Origin of the sequence: Bacteroides caecigallinarum (assembly GCF_021531075.1) — a bacterium.
Taxonomy (GTDB): Bacteria; Bacteroidota; Bacteroidia; order Bacteroidales; family Bacteroidaceae; genus Phocaeicola; species Phocaeicola caecigallinarum_B.
This window is the reverse complement of the sequence record NZ_JADYTJ010000034.1, coordinates 18459-35321: the sequence shown is the minus strand read 5'-3', so window position 1 is coordinate 35321 and position 16863 is coordinate 18459. Positions and strand designations below refer to the sequence as shown.

General features: G+C 40.6%; 14 protein-coding genes and 1 rRNA gene. 7 read left to right on the top strand and 8 right to left on the bottom strand.

The features are described 5' to 3' along the window. Window positions 1–47 precede the first annotated feature (47 nt). A 5S ribosomal RNA gene (rrf, locus tag I6E11_RS09920) occupies window positions 48–157 on the top strand. Between the two features lie 140 nt (window positions 158–297). Then, window positions 298–942: a MarC family protein gene (locus I6E11_RS09915; protein WP_235337887.1), complete on the top strand. Its 645-nt coding sequence runs from the start codon at window positions 298–300 to the stop codon at window positions 940–942. A gap of 56 nt (window positions 943–998) precedes the next feature. On the opposite strand, the gene nadB is transcribed toward I6E11_RS09915, so the two are convergent. Further along, window positions 999–2582, bottom strand: coding sequence for an L-aspartate oxidase (nadB, locus tag I6E11_RS09910; protein ID WP_235337886.1), 1584 nt, complete (start codon window positions 2580–2582; stop codon window positions 999–1001). 191 nt (window positions 2583–2773) lie between these two features. Here nadB and I6E11_RS09905 point away from each other — a divergent pair, with 191 nt between their 5' ends. From I6E11_RS09905 to I6E11_RS09885, 5 genes are all read left to right on the top strand, one after another. Then, entirely contained in the window at window positions 2774–3202 is a 429-nt protein-coding gene (locus tag I6E11_RS09905; RefSeq protein WP_235337885.1) for a PH domain-containing protein, read from the top strand. A 23-nt stretch (window positions 3203–3225) separates the two neighbouring features. Then, entirely contained in the window at window positions 3226–4581 is a 1356-nt protein-coding gene (gene lpdA / locus I6E11_RS09900; protein WP_235337884.1) for a dihydrolipoyl dehydrogenase, read from the top strand. A 114-nt stretch (window positions 4582–4695) separates the two neighbouring features. Next, window positions 4696–6105, top strand: a complete 1410-nt coding sequence (dacB, locus tag I6E11_RS09895; RefSeq protein ID WP_235337883.1) for a D-alanyl-D-alanine carboxypeptidase/D-alanyl-D-alanine endopeptidase — start codon at window positions 4696–4698, stop codon at window positions 6103–6105. 166 nt (window positions 6106–6271) lie between these two features. Next, window positions 6272–7066, top strand: coding sequence for a gluconate 5-dehydrogenase (locus tag I6E11_RS09890; RefSeq protein ID WP_235337882.1), 795 nt, complete (start codon window positions 6272–6274; stop codon window positions 7064–7066). A 96-nt stretch (window positions 7067–7162) separates the two neighbouring features. Beyond that, a complete protein-coding gene (locus tag I6E11_RS09885; protein ID WP_235337881.1) occupies window positions 7163–8389 on the top strand; it encodes a BT3233 family polysaccharide utilization protein in 1227 nt (408 codons plus the stop codon). An 83-nt stretch (window positions 8390–8472) separates the two neighbouring features. Here the strand turns inward: I6E11_RS09885 and I6E11_RS09880 are convergent, their stop codons facing one another. From I6E11_RS09880 to pstS, 7 genes are all read right to left on the bottom strand, one after another. Then, window positions 8473–9087, bottom strand: coding sequence for a polysaccharide deacetylase family protein (locus I6E11_RS09880; RefSeq protein WP_235337880.1), 615 nt, complete (start codon window positions 9085–9087; stop codon window positions 8473–8475). Window positions 9088–9180: 93 nt separating this feature from the next. Beyond that, window positions 9181–12498 (bottom strand): glycosyltransferase family 117 protein, encoded by a 3318-nt coding sequence (locus tag I6E11_RS09875; protein ID WP_235337879.1) that lies wholly within the window; start codon window positions 12496–12498, stop codon window positions 9181–9183. Between the two features lie 207 nt (window positions 12499–12705). Then, window positions 12706–12876 (bottom strand): hypothetical protein, encoded by a 171-nt coding sequence (locus I6E11_RS09870; protein ID WP_235337878.1) that lies wholly within the window; start codon window positions 12874–12876, stop codon window positions 12706–12708. A gap of 195 nt (window positions 12877–13071) precedes the next feature. Then, the gene (pstB, locus tag I6E11_RS09865; RefSeq protein WP_235337877.1) at window positions 13072–13842 is read right to left on the bottom strand and encodes a phosphate ABC transporter ATP-binding protein PstB; all 771 of its coding nucleotides are present in this window, start codon (window positions 13840–13842) and stop codon (window positions 13072–13074) included. After that, the gene (gene pstA, locus I6E11_RS09860; RefSeq protein ID WP_235337876.1) at window positions 13830–14702 is read right to left on the bottom strand and encodes a phosphate ABC transporter permease PstA; all 873 of its coding nucleotides are present in this window, start codon (window positions 14700–14702) and stop codon (window positions 13830–13832) included. The genes pstB and pstA overlap by 13 nt, the downstream gene beginning before the upstream one ends. Before the next feature lie 21 nt (window positions 14703–14723). Then, window positions 14724–15581 (bottom strand): phosphate ABC transporter permease subunit PstC, encoded by an 858-nt coding sequence (gene pstC, locus I6E11_RS09855; protein WP_235337875.1) that lies wholly within the window; start codon window positions 15579–15581, stop codon window positions 14724–14726. A 111-nt stretch (window positions 15582–15692) separates the two neighbouring features. Continuing rightward, window positions 15693–16742 (bottom strand): phosphate ABC transporter substrate-binding protein PstS, encoded by a 1050-nt coding sequence (gene pstS / locus I6E11_RS09850; protein WP_235337874.1) that lies wholly within the window; start codon window positions 16740–16742, stop codon window positions 15693–15695. Window positions 16743–16863: the final 121 nt, after the last annotated feature.

The following is a 16863-nucleotide window of genomic DNA, read 5'->3' as shown; positions in this document are numbered from 1 at the left end:
CAGTTTGTTGATTCATGTGAAGTGATCTGAAAAGTAAATAAAGATATTCAGGTGACTATAGCACGAAGGTTCCACCTCTTCCCATTCCGAACAGAGAAGTTAAGCTTCGTCACGCCGATGGTACTGCTTATTGTGGGAGAGTAGGTAGTCGCCGTTTTAAGGAGAAAGATCCCCGAGGTAGAGATACTTCGGGGATTTTCGCGTTTATAGGGTTGGGTTTATATTATTGTGGTTACTATTTCTATTATATTAAAATCTGATATATCTTTGTATTGATTATATAAAACGTTTTTTATTATGGAAACAATTCTTCCTTTTGCACTGTTGTGTTTTACATCGTTCTTTACTCTGACAAATCCTTTGGGCACTATGCCGGTATTTCTTACAATGACAAAGGGATTGGACGAGAGTGAAAGAAGTCATATTGTGAAACGTGCTACAATAATTTCTTTTCTTATTCTGATAAGTTTCACCTTTTGTGGACAGTTTCTATTTAAATTCTTTGGTATATCTACAAACGGTTTTAGGATTGCTGCAGGCATTATTATTCTTAAGATAGGCTATGATATGCTTCAGGCAAGATATACGAATACAAAGCTAAAAGATGAGGAAATTAAGGCATATGCCAATGATATATCCATCACCCCATTGTCAATTCCTATGTTATGTGGACCGGGAGCCATAGCAAATGGGATAATTCTGATGGATGATGCGGACAGTATGGTACTTAAAATAACACTTGTAAGTGTGATTGCCATTGTTTATGTGTTGACATATATTATTCTCAGATTGTCTACTCGTCTGGTTAAGTTTATGGGAGAAACCGGAAATAATGTTATGATGCGATTGATGGGATTAATTCTGATGGTAATTGCTGTAGAGTGTTTTGTAGGTGGAGTGAAACCTATATTGCTTGAGATAATACATACTCCATCGTTATAATAGAAATAAAACGACCGTTGCTTCGAATGTGGAGCAACGGTCGTTAGTCTTTATTATTATTGTTTGTTGTCGTCAGAATGTTTTGGATAGTCTATGGTGTAATGCAGTCCTCGACTTTCTTTTCTTTCCATTGCCTGACGTGTGATGAGGTAGCCTACGTTAATCATGTTTCTAAGTTCGCATATTTCCCGTGATGCCTTAACGCGCTTGAATAGTCTTTCTGTTTCTTCGTAAAGAATATCAAGTCTGTTCCATGCTCTGACTAGACGGAGATTACTTCTTACAATACCTACATACGATTCCATTATCTGGTTTACTTCGTTCATACTTTGTGTAATAAGCACTCTTTCTTCTGTACTGATTGTTCCTTCGTCATTCCATTCAGGGATGTCTTCATTAAATTCGTATCTGTCGATAACACTCATTGCATGCTGTGCAGCTGCGTCTGCATAAACTATTGCTTCAATCAGTGAGTTTGATGCCAGACGGTTTCCACCGTGCAGACCTGTGCATGAGCATTCGCCGATGGCATATAGACGACGTATGCTTGACTGTCCGTCCAAATCAACTTTAATTCCTCCGCAAAGATAATGAGCTGCAGGAGCAACAGGGATATAGTCTTTTGTGATATCTATACCCAAGCTCAGACATTTCTTGTATATGTTAGGGAAATGTTTCTTGGTTTCTTCAGGATCCTTGTGAGTTACATCAAGATAAACATGATCTTCACCACGCTGTTTCATTTCGCTGTCTATGGCACGTGCCACTATATCGCGAGGAGCCAATGACAGGCGTGGGTCATACTTTTGCATGAATTCTTCACCGGCAAGGTTTCTGAGAACACCTCCATATCCGCGCATAGCTTCGGTTATCAGGAAACTTGGACGGTCGCCCGGATGGAATAGTGCGGTAGGGTGGAACTGTATGAACTCCATATCCTTTACGGCACCTTTTGCACGATAAACCATTGCTATGCCATCGCCGGTTGCCACAAGTGGGTTTGTTGTGTGTCTGTACACGGCTTCACATCCTCCGGTTGCCATAACTGTGACTTTTGAGAGGAAAGTGTCAACTTCACCTGTTTCTTCATTAAGAATATATGCTCCGAAGCATTTTATGCCCGGTGTATGGCGTGTAACTATGATACCGAGATGATGCTGAGTAATGAGTTCGACAGCATAGAAATTTGAGAATATAGTAATGTTAGGATGCTGTTTGACGGCTTCTATCAGGCTGGTCTGAATTTCAGCTCCTGTGTTGTCTTTGTGATGAAGAATTCTGAATTCCGAATGACCGCCTTCTTTGTGGAGGTCGAATTCACCTTTTTCGTTTTTGTCGAAGTCCACTCCCCACTTGATAAGTTCTTCTATCTGTTTTGGAGCGTTTGTAATGACTTTTTCTACAGCTGCAGGGTCGCTTATCCAATCTCCGGCAACCATTGTGTCGTGGATATGTTTTTCAAAGTTGTCAACTTTGAGATTTGTGACGGAAGCAATACCACCTTGTGCAAAATAAGTGTTAGCTTCTTCCATTCCGGCCTTGCATATCAATGCAACAGATCCTTTATGCGCCACTTTAAGCGCAAAACTCATTCCGGCAATACCAGAGCCGATAACGAGAAAATCGAATTTCCTAACCATAATAAATTTGTATCTATGATGCAAAACTACTAAAAAGTTACCATATAGCTTAATACTATGGTTATTTTGTGGAACTTTTCAATCAAATAAATCATAAAAACAGATAAAGAAATTCTGTTTTCGTGGTTTATTAGTAAATAAATTTTTATCTTCACAGAAAATTACTTGGATACAGATAAAATCTAAAAGGTATGGATAGAACATTTAAGACCGAAGTGGGATGGTGGTATTGGATTCTTATTTCTATTACATCCTTACTTCTTTTCTTTTTTTTCTGGATGCATGACACATTGCTTGCCATAATTATGGCCGTATTGGTGATATATGAGATAGAAATGCTTATACATACCCAATATGTAATAACTGACGACGGATTACTGAAGGTAGAGACAGGTCGTTTTGTGAAGGGATTCATTTTGAATATTAATCAGATAGAATCAATAGATGTAGTACGGTCAATGAAATTCTGGGCTCCTGCTTTATCATTTTATAGACTTGAGATTAAATATAACGGTAATAATAAAACTGTTAAGGTACAGGTCTCTCCACGAAACAAGGAAGCCTTTCTCTCAAAACTGAAATCTATGAATGATAAACTTGTGATTATAGATAAACACTAACTAACTTTATACCTTTATATACTATGGATTTTCAATTAGCAATTATTGGTGGAGGACCAGCCGGTTACTCCGCTGCCGAGGCTGCCGGTAAAGCCGGCCTGAGTGTAGTTCTATTCGAGAAAAATGCTTTAGGAGGCGTTTGTCTTAATGAAGGATGTATTCCGACTAAGACACTGTTATATTCAGCAAAAGTTCTTGATGGGGCTAAAAATGCCTCAAAATATGCAGTAAAAGCAGAGAATATTTCCTTTGATCTTGCAAAGATTGTAAGCCGAAAGCAGAAAGTTGTCCGTAAACTTGTGCTTGGAATAAAAAACAAGATGAGCGAAGCGGGTGTGACTGTAGTATCAGGAGAGGCTTATATCCAGGATAAAAACACAATAAAATGCGGCGATGAGGTGTATAAATGCGAAAAACTGATGTTGTGTACGGGTAGCAGAACATTTGTACCTCCTATCAAAGGACTGGATAACATAGATTATTGGACACACAGGGAGGCTTTGGAATGCAAAGAATTGCCTGAAAGTCTTGCTATCATAGGTGGAGGAGTCATAGGAATGGAGTTTGCATCATATTTTTGCAGTCTTGGAGTAAAAGTTACTGTCATTGAAATGACTTCAGAAATTCTTGGAGGTATAGATAAAGAACTTGCATCTATTCTTAGAGCTGAATATACAAAAAAAGGTGTTGTCTTTATCCTTGATGCCAAGGTGACTGAAATATGCAATGGAGCCTCCGGTAAAGTCACAGTGAAGTATCATACTGCAGATGGAGAGACCTCTGTCGAATCTGAAAAATTGTTAGTCAGTGCCGGACGTCATACCAATATTGAAGGGTATGGACTGGAGAACCTTTCTCTAACATTTACTAAACAAAACAGAATTATGGTAAACACTGACACTATGATGACTTCTGTTGACGGAGTTTATGCATGCGGTGATATCACAGGTTTCTCCATGCTTGCCCATACAGCAGTGAGAGAAGCCGAAGTTGCGGTAAATCATATCTGCGGAATATCCGACAAAATGAGTTATAAAGCCATACCGGGAGTGGTATATACAAATCCTGAAGTTGCATCTGTAGGTATGACTGAAGAAATGGCACAGATGTCACCAATAGCAATATTAGGTTATAAAGTGACAAAACTCCCTATGGCATATGCCGGAAGGTTCGTTGCAGAAAATGAAGGTGTGAATGGGGTGTGCAAGATAATTACCACAGCCGATGATACTATAATAGGTGCACACATATTGGGAAATCCAGCGTCGGAGCTTATAGTGATAGCCGGCATGATGATAGAAAAAGGCAATAAACTCAAAGATTTCAAGAAATATGTATTCCCTCACCCTACAGTTGGTGAAATTTTCAGAGAGTTTTAATCTTTTAACTTCGTTGAAGTTCAATTCTGATTATATTTGTAGACGGTTTTTAAACACTGTTCAAACGGTGTTTAAAAACCGTTTAAACGATATAATAAGTAATACAATATAAACATGACAAGAACTATTTCCAGAACATTTTCACTATTACTCCTATCTCTATTATGTATATCATTGCATTCGCAGACAATAGCACACAGAATAGATTCACTTATCAACAACTCTTCATTTCTGAATACATCTGAAGTAGGGATTTTAGTGTATGACCTGACTTCCAAAAAAGAACTATACAGATATCAGGCAGAAAAGCTTTACAGACCGGCATCTGTTGAGAAAGTAATAACATCTGTTACAGCACTATCCGTTTTGGGTAAGGATTATCAGATAAAGACAGGACTGTCCTATTCGGGATATATAGAAGGCGATACACTATATGGTGATATATACGTTAAAGGAGATTTCGACCCTGAGTTTATGCAGGAAGACATGGAATCTATGGTAGATGCCATATCGAATATGGGAATACACGGTGTAAAAGGCCGTCTGATAGGAGATGTATCGATGATGGATTCCGTTTATTGGGGACCGGGATGGGCATGGGATGATACTCCCGATACCTTTCAGCCATATCTTTCGCCACTTATGTTGAACCGTGGTTGTGTAAACATAAGCATAACACCTTCAGGTGGAGGAAGGGCTAATGTAGAAATAAAGCCAGAGTCGGATTTTTATACTATCAATAACATAACATCATCGTCAGGAACGAATGTAACTGCCACACGAAACTGGCTTGATAATGGTAATACCATAACCATATCAGGCACTTCAAGACATAAGGCAAGCACTTCTATGAATATTTTCGATACGAAAGGCTTCTTTATGCATACACTTCGCTATCAGCTGCAAGGAAAAGGAATTTTCATCTCTAAGGACAGTGTGGCATATGATAACATACCTGATAACACAAAAGGTATAATAACAGTTTATAGAGATATAGACGAAGTACTTAAAAGGGCATTGAAGGAGAGTGACAATCTCTCTGCCGAAGCTTTGTTTTTTCATGCCACAAGAGAAATAAGCAACGGTAAGAAATATCTCAGCCATAAGGACGGTCAGGATGCTATATATAAATTTATGAAGACTGATATCGGTTTTGACAGCCGTAAGTTCAGAATAGTCGATGGTTGTGGTGTCTCAGATTACAACTATGTATCGCCTGAACTTATCATGGGCTATCTAAAATATGCTTTCAGTTCACCTTTGATATTCCATCCATTTTACGACAGTTTGCCAATAGCGGGTATTGACGGAACATTACAATACAGAATGGGTAGGAGTAAATGCTTCAGAAATGTACGGGCAAAGACAGGTACTCTGACCGGAGTCTGTTCGTTGGCAGGATACGTTACTTCTCCAGCTAAACATATCATTGCCTTTGTCATCATAAATCAGAATGTCCTGAAATATGTCTCGGCAAGACGTTTCCAAGATGAGATATGTAATGTCCTTGCTACATATAATTGATATATGTCAAGGCATAATTTGTGTGTTTTAGTGCTTTAAAACATACGCTTTCTATGATATTAAACATTTTTGTACATATTCTGTACAATTTTGTGTGCGATAACGGGAATAATTTATTACTTTTGTAGAAATGATTTATTAAACAGTATTTATTAATTGTATTATTATGGTAAACTTTTCACTTGAAGGTAAGGTTGCTCTTGTAACAGGTGCATCTTACGGTATCGGTTTTGCTATCGCTTCTGCATTTGCTAAGGCTGGTGCAAAAATCGTTTTTAACGATATCAAACAGGAATTGGTAGATAAAGGTATTGCAGCTTACAAAGAACTTGGTATTGAAGCTAATGGTTATGTATGTGACGTTACTAACGAAGAAGCTGTTAACGCTATGGTTGCTCAGATTGAAAAGGAAGTAGGCGTTATCGATATCTTGGTTAACAATGCAGGTATCATCAAACGTATTCCTATGCACGAAATGTCAGCAGCCGAATTCCGTCAGGTAATCGATGTAGACCTTAACGCTCCTTTCATTGTTTCTAAGGCTGTTATCCCAAGCATGATTAAGAAAGGTCACGGAAAGATTATCAACATCTGTTCTATGATGAGCGAACTTGGTCGTGAAACAGTTTCTGCATATGCAGCAGCTAAGGGTGGTCTTAAGATGCTTACTCGTAACATCGCTTCTGAATATGGTGAATTCAACATCCAGTGTAACGGTATCGGCCCGGGTTACATCGCTACTCCTCAGACAGCTCCTCTTCGCGAACGTCAGGCAGACGGCTCACGTCACCCATTCGATGCATTCATTATAGCTAAGACTCCTGCTGCTCGTTGGGGTAACCCAGAAGACTTGGCAGGTCCTGCTGTATTCTTGGCTTCAGATGCTTCTAACTTCGTAAACGGTCACGTATTGTACGTTGACGGTGGTATCTTGGCATACATCGGTAAGCAGCCTAAATAATTAATGGTCGCCAATAGAGAATGATATTATATCGGGTCCTGCCGGAACGTTGACTTTCGGTAGGACTTTTTTTGTTTTATACCTTATAAATTAAATATGAAAAAATTATTTGTATCTGCTGCTGTTGTTGCCATGATGGCTTCATGTGCACAAGAGAAAGGAGTTGCAGTCTCAGTCTCAAATCAGTTGAAGATAGACCGCATAGAAGAGATTGTAGAGATATCTGCAGACGAAGTGCTGGGAAAACTGAAACTTGATGATACGGCAGAATTCATAATCGTAGATGAAAATAATACTGAAATTCCATATCAGCTTACGGCTGACAACAAGATAATTTTTCCGGCTACGGTAGATGCCAATTCTACAGCATCTTATAGTATTCTTAAAGGTCAGCCTTCGCATGTAAATACTTTGGTCTATGGCCGTCAGTATCCTGAAAGACTTGATGATGTAGCTTGGGAAAACGATAAGGCTGCATATCGTGCATACGGACCTGCATTGCAGAAAAGCGGGGAGAGAGGTTTCGGGTATGATGTTCTTACAAAGAGTGTCCCTGAACTTGTTCTTGAAGACCGTTATGCAATGGACCTTGATAAGGATGCTAGAGCTATGATAAAGAAACTTCGTAAAGAAGGAAAGAAGGCAGAGGCCGACAGTCTTGCAAATGCCATATCATATCATATCGATCATGGAAATGGAATGGACTGTTATGCTGTTGGTCCTACACTTGGCGGTGGTACAGCAGCTCTTATGCCAGATTCTGCAATAGTATATCCATATTGCTATAAGAATTTTGAGATACTCGACAATGGTCCTCTCAGATTTACCGTGAAACTGGAGTTCAATCCTCTTACTATTGATGGAGATACTACAGTGGTCGAAACACGCCTTATTCAGCTTGATAAAGGCTCTCATTTGAACAAAACTACAGTAAGCTATACATCATTGAAAAAGGATTATCCGTTGGGTGTAGGTCTTGTATTGCATGAGGCACATCCTGACAGATATTCTATGGACCAGGAAGGTGGTTATATAGCGTATGCCGATCCTACAACAAATCCTAAAGCCGATAACGGTATAGTTTATGTAGGTGCCGTGTTCCCTAATACACTTGAATTGGCTAAAGTACAGCTTTTCGACAAGCCTGTTGCCGGAGCCATAGGTCATGTGATGGGTATCAATACATATCAGCCGGGCGATGAATTTGAATATTATTGGGGCTCAGCATGGAGCAAATGCGGATTCGATGATGAAAAGTGGAATGCATATCTTGAAGAATATGCTATGAAAGTAAGAAATCCACTGTCTGTTACAGTAAAATAATAACCTACTATTTATAATGAAAATAAGCCGTCATTACCGGTATCTGATACCAATGTAATGGTGGCTTTATTGTTTATGTGTGTTTAGTCGAAAACCTTAAACTCATATCCCTGTTCCATCAGCCATTCGATAGCCTTAGGCAGAGCATACCTGATATTTTCTTCCGACTTCAATGAGTCGTGGAAAGTAATTATCGAGCCGTTGCGGACATATTTCTTTACTTTCTGCAGTATCTGTTCGCCTGTGAACTTACGGTTATAATCGCGTGTCACAAGGTCCCACATTATAATCTTATACCTCTTCTTTAGTTCGGCATACTGTTTCGGGCTCATATATCCGTGAGGAGGTCTGAACAGATTGGTGTTCATCATCACCTTGGATGCCTTGTCCGTATTCTCCATATATGAGTTTATGTCATAACTCAGTCCGCGGATGTGGTTGAATGTATGATTCCCTATTCTGTGACCTCTTTCCACAACCATACGGAACTCATCAGGATGTTTACGTATATTATCGCCCACCATAAAGAAAGTGGCCTTTATACCATATCTGTCAAGGATATCAAGAACCCACGGAGTAACTCTCGGTATTGGTCCGTCATCGAATGTCAGATATACAGCCCTCTCATCTTTATCCATTCGCCATATGGCAGATGGATAAAGATATCTTATGAATTGTGGGGGTTGTTCTATAAACATTATTTTTAGTTGTTAGTTTTTATCCTTTAGTTGTCAGTTGCATCCGCATGGCTCTAAAAACAAAGAACCAACAACTAACGACTCATTCTTTCTTTAATGACCTACTCTTGTTTCAAGTAGTGAATACAGTTCCTGGAACTTCTGGTTGTAGTGAACGGCAGTCTGACATACTTCTCCAGTCTTGTCGTCCTTTATTCTTTCCAGACTCTTGCATATTTCGTCCAGACAGTAGATATTGCGCAGACAGTTTTCGTACGACAGAGCAAAGCGTGAATCGTCAAGGCTCAGATACCATGCTATGTACTGAACATTGTCGTTAGCTATCTGGTCAAGGATATTTTCTGCTTTCTTATATTCACCCAGAGTGATATAGTTGTCGGCCATTTCCTTCGAACCACTGTATATATAATCGTGTCTTACTGTTGTACTTGGAATGACCTTTTCACAATAATCCAAAGCCTTTATAGCCTTGTCTTTCTTGCCTTCCTTGATAAGCTGTGTACTTAACTGTACGAACATACGTCGGTGAGTATCACACATACGTGTCACAGTTTCGTCCAGATAGATGTCAGGATTGTCAATACCTCCGAACTTGAACTTGTTCATCAAGTTATCGTACATCTTTTCGCTGTCTATTTTTCTTCCAAGCTTAGCATTGTCGAATGGTGTAATTCTATATGCAAGACCTTCCTGTAGGAAGTTGTTTGTCAGGTTCAAATGATTGTCCGAACCAACAGTGATAGCCATATACAACGGTCTTTCCCAGTTAGTGTTGGCAAGCATTTCGAGCATCATCAGTTCGCTCTTGTATAGCACTCTCTTGCCTTTCAGCGACAAGTGCATATAGTCAGGAATAGAGTCCGGTGTAAGCATTCCAGAGCGTTTGATAGCCTCCTTATCCAGCTTTATTACTATACTGTCTGTAGGAATCATCTGAAGTCCGTCCTTAGAGTTTCTCACCCAGTGTTCAAGGATGTTCTTCAGTTCGTATGGGTTGTCACCGAATTCTGCTTTTGCCTCTTCCGGATTTTGCTTGTAATAGTTAACAATGCTCTGCATCGCTTCCGGACGTACATACACAGCTTCGTTATGTCCCGAAACGTAGTCGATACGTTCCCAGTTGATAGGTACAGAAGGAGAATCGTATGCCGGACGTTTCATCTGGTCGATATACCAGTCTGTCTGCAGATAACTGAGGTTACATACACGTACGTCGGTACGGAAACCTTCAGTCTCCTGGTTATACCACAATGGGAAAGTATCATTGTCGCCGTTAGTGAATATGATAGGGCATCCCTCTTCTTGAACTGTTTTCAGATAGTTCTGTCCGAAATCGCGGCAAGTATAGCGTTCGCTGCGGTCGTGGTCATCCCAAGTCTGGCTCACCATCTGCAGAGGCACCAACAGACACAATACAGCTGTAATGGATGCTGCAGTAGTCTCGTTCATCTTCTTGCGCAGATATTCAGTGATACCTGCCACTCCAAGACCAATCCATATTGCGAAAGCATAGAATGAGCCGGCGTATGCATAGTCACGTTCGCGAGGCTGCAACGGAGTCTGGTTCAGATATAGTACAATGGCAAGACCTGTCATGAAGAACAGGAAGAATACAATCCAGAATTGCTGTATACCTTTGTTACCCTTGTATGCTTGCCAGAACAGACCGATTAGTCCCAATATCAGTGGCAGACAGTAGAACACGTTATGCCCCTTGTTGTTTTTAAGGCTGTCAGGCAGTAATGTCTGGTCGCCAACGAGCATATTGTCAATGAACGGAATTCCTGTAATCCAGTTGCCATGTTCTATTTCTCCCTGACCCTGTATGTCGTTCTGGCGTCCGGCAAAGTTCCACATGAAGTATCTCCAGTACATATAGTTCACCTGATAAATAAAGAAGAACTTGATGTTTTCCCACTGAGTAGGAATCTTTACCATAATCATTTCGCCACACTGGTCGTAAGGAACCTGTTTGCCTGTTATTCCTCCTACCCATGCTTCGTATTGTTGCGCATGCGATTCGCTGTACATACGTGGGAAGAACATATTCTGTGCATATTTGTATTCAGTCCTGTGACGTACTACTTCGTAGCTGTCCTTTTCGTCGGGAGTTTCCTTTTCCTTACGCTGATACACAGGAGCACCTTCTACTACATCGTACACACATCCACCGTCTACCTGTTTCAATGCAGGTTTTGATGAGTATGCCTGTCCGTAGAACAGAGGTCGTGTACCATACTGTTCACGTCCCAAATATTCCCCAAGAGTGAATATGTCTTCAGGCGAGTTCTGGTCCATAGGAGTATTGGCCGACGAACGTATCACGATTACTGCATATGAAGAATAACCTACTACAATCATCATCAGAGCCAAAAGTGAAGTATTCAGCGTGCGTGCACTTACACGGAATTTTTCGCTCAGGTCGGCAAACAGATATGCAGCCAGAATACCCAGTATGATTATACCAATGATAACACTGCTCCATCCATGTCCGTAGAACGGAATACCAAGAAGCCCCAATGTAAGCAGGAACGATATATTCATCATTTTGCGACTTCTCACTGTGTAGCTTTCGTACACACCCCATATGAGCGATGCTGCCATTATTATGATATATACGATAAGTCCGGTGTTGAAAGGCATTCCGAGGCTGTTAACAAATAACAGTTCGAACCATCCTCCCACTTTTACAATACCCGGCACTATTCCGTAAAGCACTGCGGCTATAATTACCATAGATCCGCACAGAGCCAGAAGGCTTCCCTTCAGGTTGGCGTTAGGATTCTTTTTGTAGTAATAAACCAGTACAATGGCAGGTATACACAGCAGGTTAAGCAGGTGTACGCCTATCGAAAGTCCTGTAAGATAAGCTATTAATATCAGCCATCTGTCGCTGTGAGGCTCGTCTGCCCTATTCTCCCATTTCAAGATAAGCCAGAACACCAAAGCAGTAAACAAGCTGGAGTATGCATAAACTTCTCCTTCTACTGCACTGAACCAGAAAGTGTCGCTCCATGTATATGCCAATGCTCCTACAAGGCCCGACCCCATTATGGTGATAAGTTTTCCGGTAGTCATATCCTCAATGTTCGGACATACCAGTTTTTTTGTAAGGTGGGTTATACTCCAGAAAAGGAAAAGAATACATGCTGCACTCATCAGTGCACTCATTATATTAACCATCAGTGCCACTTGCGAAGGGTCGGAAGCGAACAGGCTGAATAAGTTTGCTGTAAGCATGAAGAAAGGTGCGCCAGGTGGGTGTCCTACTTCCAGTTTGTAACCGGTGGTTATAAATTCTGGGCAGTCCCAGAAACTGGCTGTAGGCTCAATGGTCATGCAGTAAGTGAAAGCTGCAATAGCGAAAGCAAGCCATCCAACCAGATTGTTAATCTTGTTGTACTGTTTCATGAATTATATATTTAACTTTTTCGATTCGTAGACCGTTGGTTCGTTATTATCGTCGAAAAACAAGCGCAAAGATAATAAAGAATTGATAATGATAACAGTTTGACAATCTTAAAGTTTCTTTATATAATGATTGTGCAGTGATACGTTAAAAAAAATGTCTTGTCGTTTTAATTAAAACGACAGGACATTTTGGTAAATGAAATAAATTTAGAATACTGAGATATTATAAGAACCTCCGTCTTCGTAATCATTTATTTTTGTATTGCTTACATTAACTTTGTCACCACTAGTGCAAATTAATCCTTCAGTTTCTGTATTAATGGTTTCACATTCCGGTTTAATGTAAACTTCTTTAGTCGAATTTTTTAGGTTTTTCATACTATCTATTCATTATTTGGTAATGTCTGCAAAATTACAGATTTTATTTGATTATCAAATAAAATGAAATTAATTATTGGTAACAAAGATGCAAAAAACAGTTATCAATGATATAGATAATTATTTTATAAATAAAAAAGACTGTTCCCGGCCTTTGCCGGATAACAGTCTTCTCATACTACAACATAAATATTATTATCCCATCTTACCGGTGAGGTATGCACGAGTGCGTTCGTCTTCCGGATTGGTAAACATTTTTTGTGTATCATCGTATTCAATCAACTCGCCAAGGAACATGAACATTGAGCGGTCTGAGATACGTTTAGCTTGCGACATGTTGTGTGTCACGATAAGTATAGTTACTTCCTTCTTCAGTTCTATAAGAAGTTCCTCAATGTGTTTTGTAGCGATAGGGTCAAGCGCTGAAGTAGGCTCGTCCATAAGCAGGATGTCTGGCTGTAGTGCAAGCGAACGTGCTATGCACAGACGTTGCTGCTGACCTCCCGAGAGGAATGTTCCGCGTTTTGTGAGAGAGTCCTTCACTTCGTCCCAAAGCATTACGTTACGTAGATTGCGTTCCACTATCTCGTCTTTCTTGCTTTTGCTTAGCTTTATTCCATTAAGAATGTATCCTGCGAGTACATTATCGTAGATATTCATTGTAGGGAACGGATTAGGACGTTGGAATACCATACCTATGCGGCGGCGTTCTTCCGTAGGGTCCATCTCAAGAACGTTTTCACCGTTCAGCAATATCTTGCCTGTAACGTTGATATTCTTATAAAGTTCGTGCATACGGTTTACTGCACGCAGCAATGTACTTTTACCGCAGCCTGAAGGTCCCATGATGGCTGTGATGGTGTTTTTCTCAACATCAGCACTTACATTCTTTACTGCAAGTATCTTTCCTGTATATGATATTGATACATTCTGTATTTGAAGGATAGGATCTTTTATACTTTCCATTTCTTTGCAATTCTTTTAGCTAATAAGTTTAAACATAATACGAAGGTGAGCAGGAATAAGGATGCTCCCCAGATGAGGCTTTGTAAGTTAGGATCGTTGAAGAATTCCCAGATAAGCAATGGAACTGCCGACATAGGGCGTGCCATATTCCAGCTGATTGCTGCACCTCCGAGGGCTGTAAACATAAGTGGAGCTGTTTCGCCTACTACACGCGAGATGGCAAGCAGAATACCTGTGAATATACTTCCGAATGCCGATGGAACCATAACCTGTAGCATTACTCTCCAATAGCTTCCCCCGAGTGCTAGGCCTGCTTCCTTGAGTGTTTCGGGAAGAATTTTCATTGTCTCTTCTGTGGAACGGATAATGAGTGGAAGCATCATGATGAACAGTGCCACACTTCCTGCAAAAGCCGAATATCCTTTCATCGGAACTACTACCCAGATGTATGTGATGATACCGATGATGATGGATGGTGTTCCCTGAAGAAGGTCGGTAAGATAACTTACGATAGTTGCAAACCAGTTGCCTCTGTATTCAGAAAGGCAGATACCGCAGAAAATACCGACAGGAATAGCTACTATTGCGGCAAGTAAAAGCATAAGGAATGTTCCCACAATACCGTTGGCTATACCTCCAGGAATAGTTTCGCCTGCCTGCATAGCCTGCATGGCCTTATATGCATTTGGCGTAGCTTCTGTGATAAACGACCATCCCAACTGTTCCCAACCTTTAATGAATACCTCTCCAAGAATGGCAAGCAGCGGTATCGCTGTCAAGCCGGACAGTATGCATACAGTCCAGAAGAGAAGTGTATTCTTGAACTTTCGTATCTGTAGTTTATTGTCTTTTACTATCATATTCTTCTGATTGATGAATTGTTATACGTGCTGGGCGCGGCGTATGAGTATCTTTCCTATCATGTTTATTATTGCTGTAATAAGGAACAGGAGCAAGCCTATAGCGATTAGTGACGATAGTTTTAGTCCGTCGGCCTCGCCAAACTGATTGGCTATGATACTTGCCATAGTGTTTCCTGTTGTTCTCAGTGTTTCAGGCATCTGGTTTGTGTTACCGATAAGCATTGTCACAGTCATTGTCTCACCCAATGCTCGTCCGATAGCAAGAATGTATGCCGAGAAAATTCCTGAACCTGCCATCGGAAATACCACTCTGCGGATTACTTCAGCGCGTGTGGCTCCCATTGCATATGCTCCTTCCTTTAGGTCGGATGGTACCATCTTGATGAACTCGGCACTTAGTGATGCTGCATACGGCACAATCATGATGGCAAGTACGAAAGCTGCTGTAAGAATTCCGGAACCTTGTGGAGATAGGTTGAGGTGCATGAATATATGGCGCAGGGCATAGAATCCCCAAAGACCATAGATAATAGACGGGATACCTGCCAGCAAGTCTACTACAGTACTCAGTATGGTAGCTATTTTCTTTCCTTTGAAATATTCTCCGGTGAACAGTGCTACAGGAAGCGAGAATGGAATACACATGAGCAGTGCAAGCAGTGTGGTGAGAAGTGTACCTGTAATGAAAGGCAGTGCACCGTATTTCTCTTTTCCGGCTGTAGTTACCCAATCGTCCGAAAAAATGAAATTCCAGAAACCGAAGTGCTCGAATGCTCCTGAAGCATCATTCACCAATGAGAATACAATCCCGACACCTATAACAGGGATTATTATTGCCGATATAATGAGTAATGCTTTGAATATCTTGTCTTGCATGTTTTCTTAATTGTTTGTTGTTAGTTTTTAGGTGACAAGTTGACAAGTTAACAAGGTTGCTGTCCGGATGGAGAACCTATCAATTAACTTGTCAACTAAGACCTTGTCAACTTATTTAAGGATTGCCTGTCCGTCGAAAGTTACTTCTTTCAGGTTCTGAAGGCTCTTGTCAATTGCACTTTGTGGCAGTGGAGCGTAGTGTACTGTTTCTGTAGTTTTCTGTACATCGGCACTCAACATATACTGAAGCATGTCAAGAGTAGCTTTAGCCTGTTCGATAGTACGGTCTGAGTAGTTCTGCTCCTTATAGATAATCAACCAAGTGAAACAGCTGATAGGATATGCACCTGCAGCGTCTGCATTTGTGATTGAACAGCGAGTGTCCTGTGGAATTTCTCCAGCTGCGGCTGCAGATATACTTTCTGTAGATGGAGTAACGAGTTCGCCACGTACATTCATTACACTTGCATATGGGATTTTCTGTGCGAAAGCATATTCAGAACCGATATAACCGATTGAGTATGGAGTCTGACGGATAATACCTGCTACACCAGGATTACCTTTAGCAGCCTGACCAACCTTGAAGTCAACAGTCTTACCGCAACCGAAGTTGTTTTTCCAGTCTTCGCTTACTTTGCTCAAATAGTCAGTGAATACGAAAGTTGTACCACTACCGTCTGAACGATATGCAGGGATGATGTCCTTTTCAGGAAGTTTTGTGTCAGGGTTCAATTTCTGAAGACGTTCGTCGTTCCATTTAGTGATTTTTCCTGCGAAGATGTCAGCTATTACATCACCTGAAAGGTTTAAAGCTGTAACTTCTGGAAGGTTGTATGCCAATACTACAGCACCCATACAAGTTGGGATGTGTACCACAGGTTTCATTTCGCTCATTTCCTTGTCTGAGAGGAATGCGTCGCTACCTGCAAAATCAACGATACCGTCTTTAAGGTTACGGACACCGCCGCCACTACCGATACCACCGTATGATACTTTATTGTTGCCTGTTGTTCCGTAAGAGTCGAATGACATTGTGTAGAAAGGAAGTGGGAATGTTGCTCCGGCACCTGTAAGTTCAACTCCGTTTGATTTCTGTCCGCCGCAAGATGAAACGATTGCTGCAAACACACCTGCAATGAGTGATAAATAAATTTTTTTCATAATGTAAAAAATTAATATTTTGTTGTTTTATAGTTGTTTAATTATCGTTTAACCGCTGTTTAGGAGATGTCCACTGAGCGTTCACTAAACGTTTACTGAACAGTATCTGAACGGCTTATGA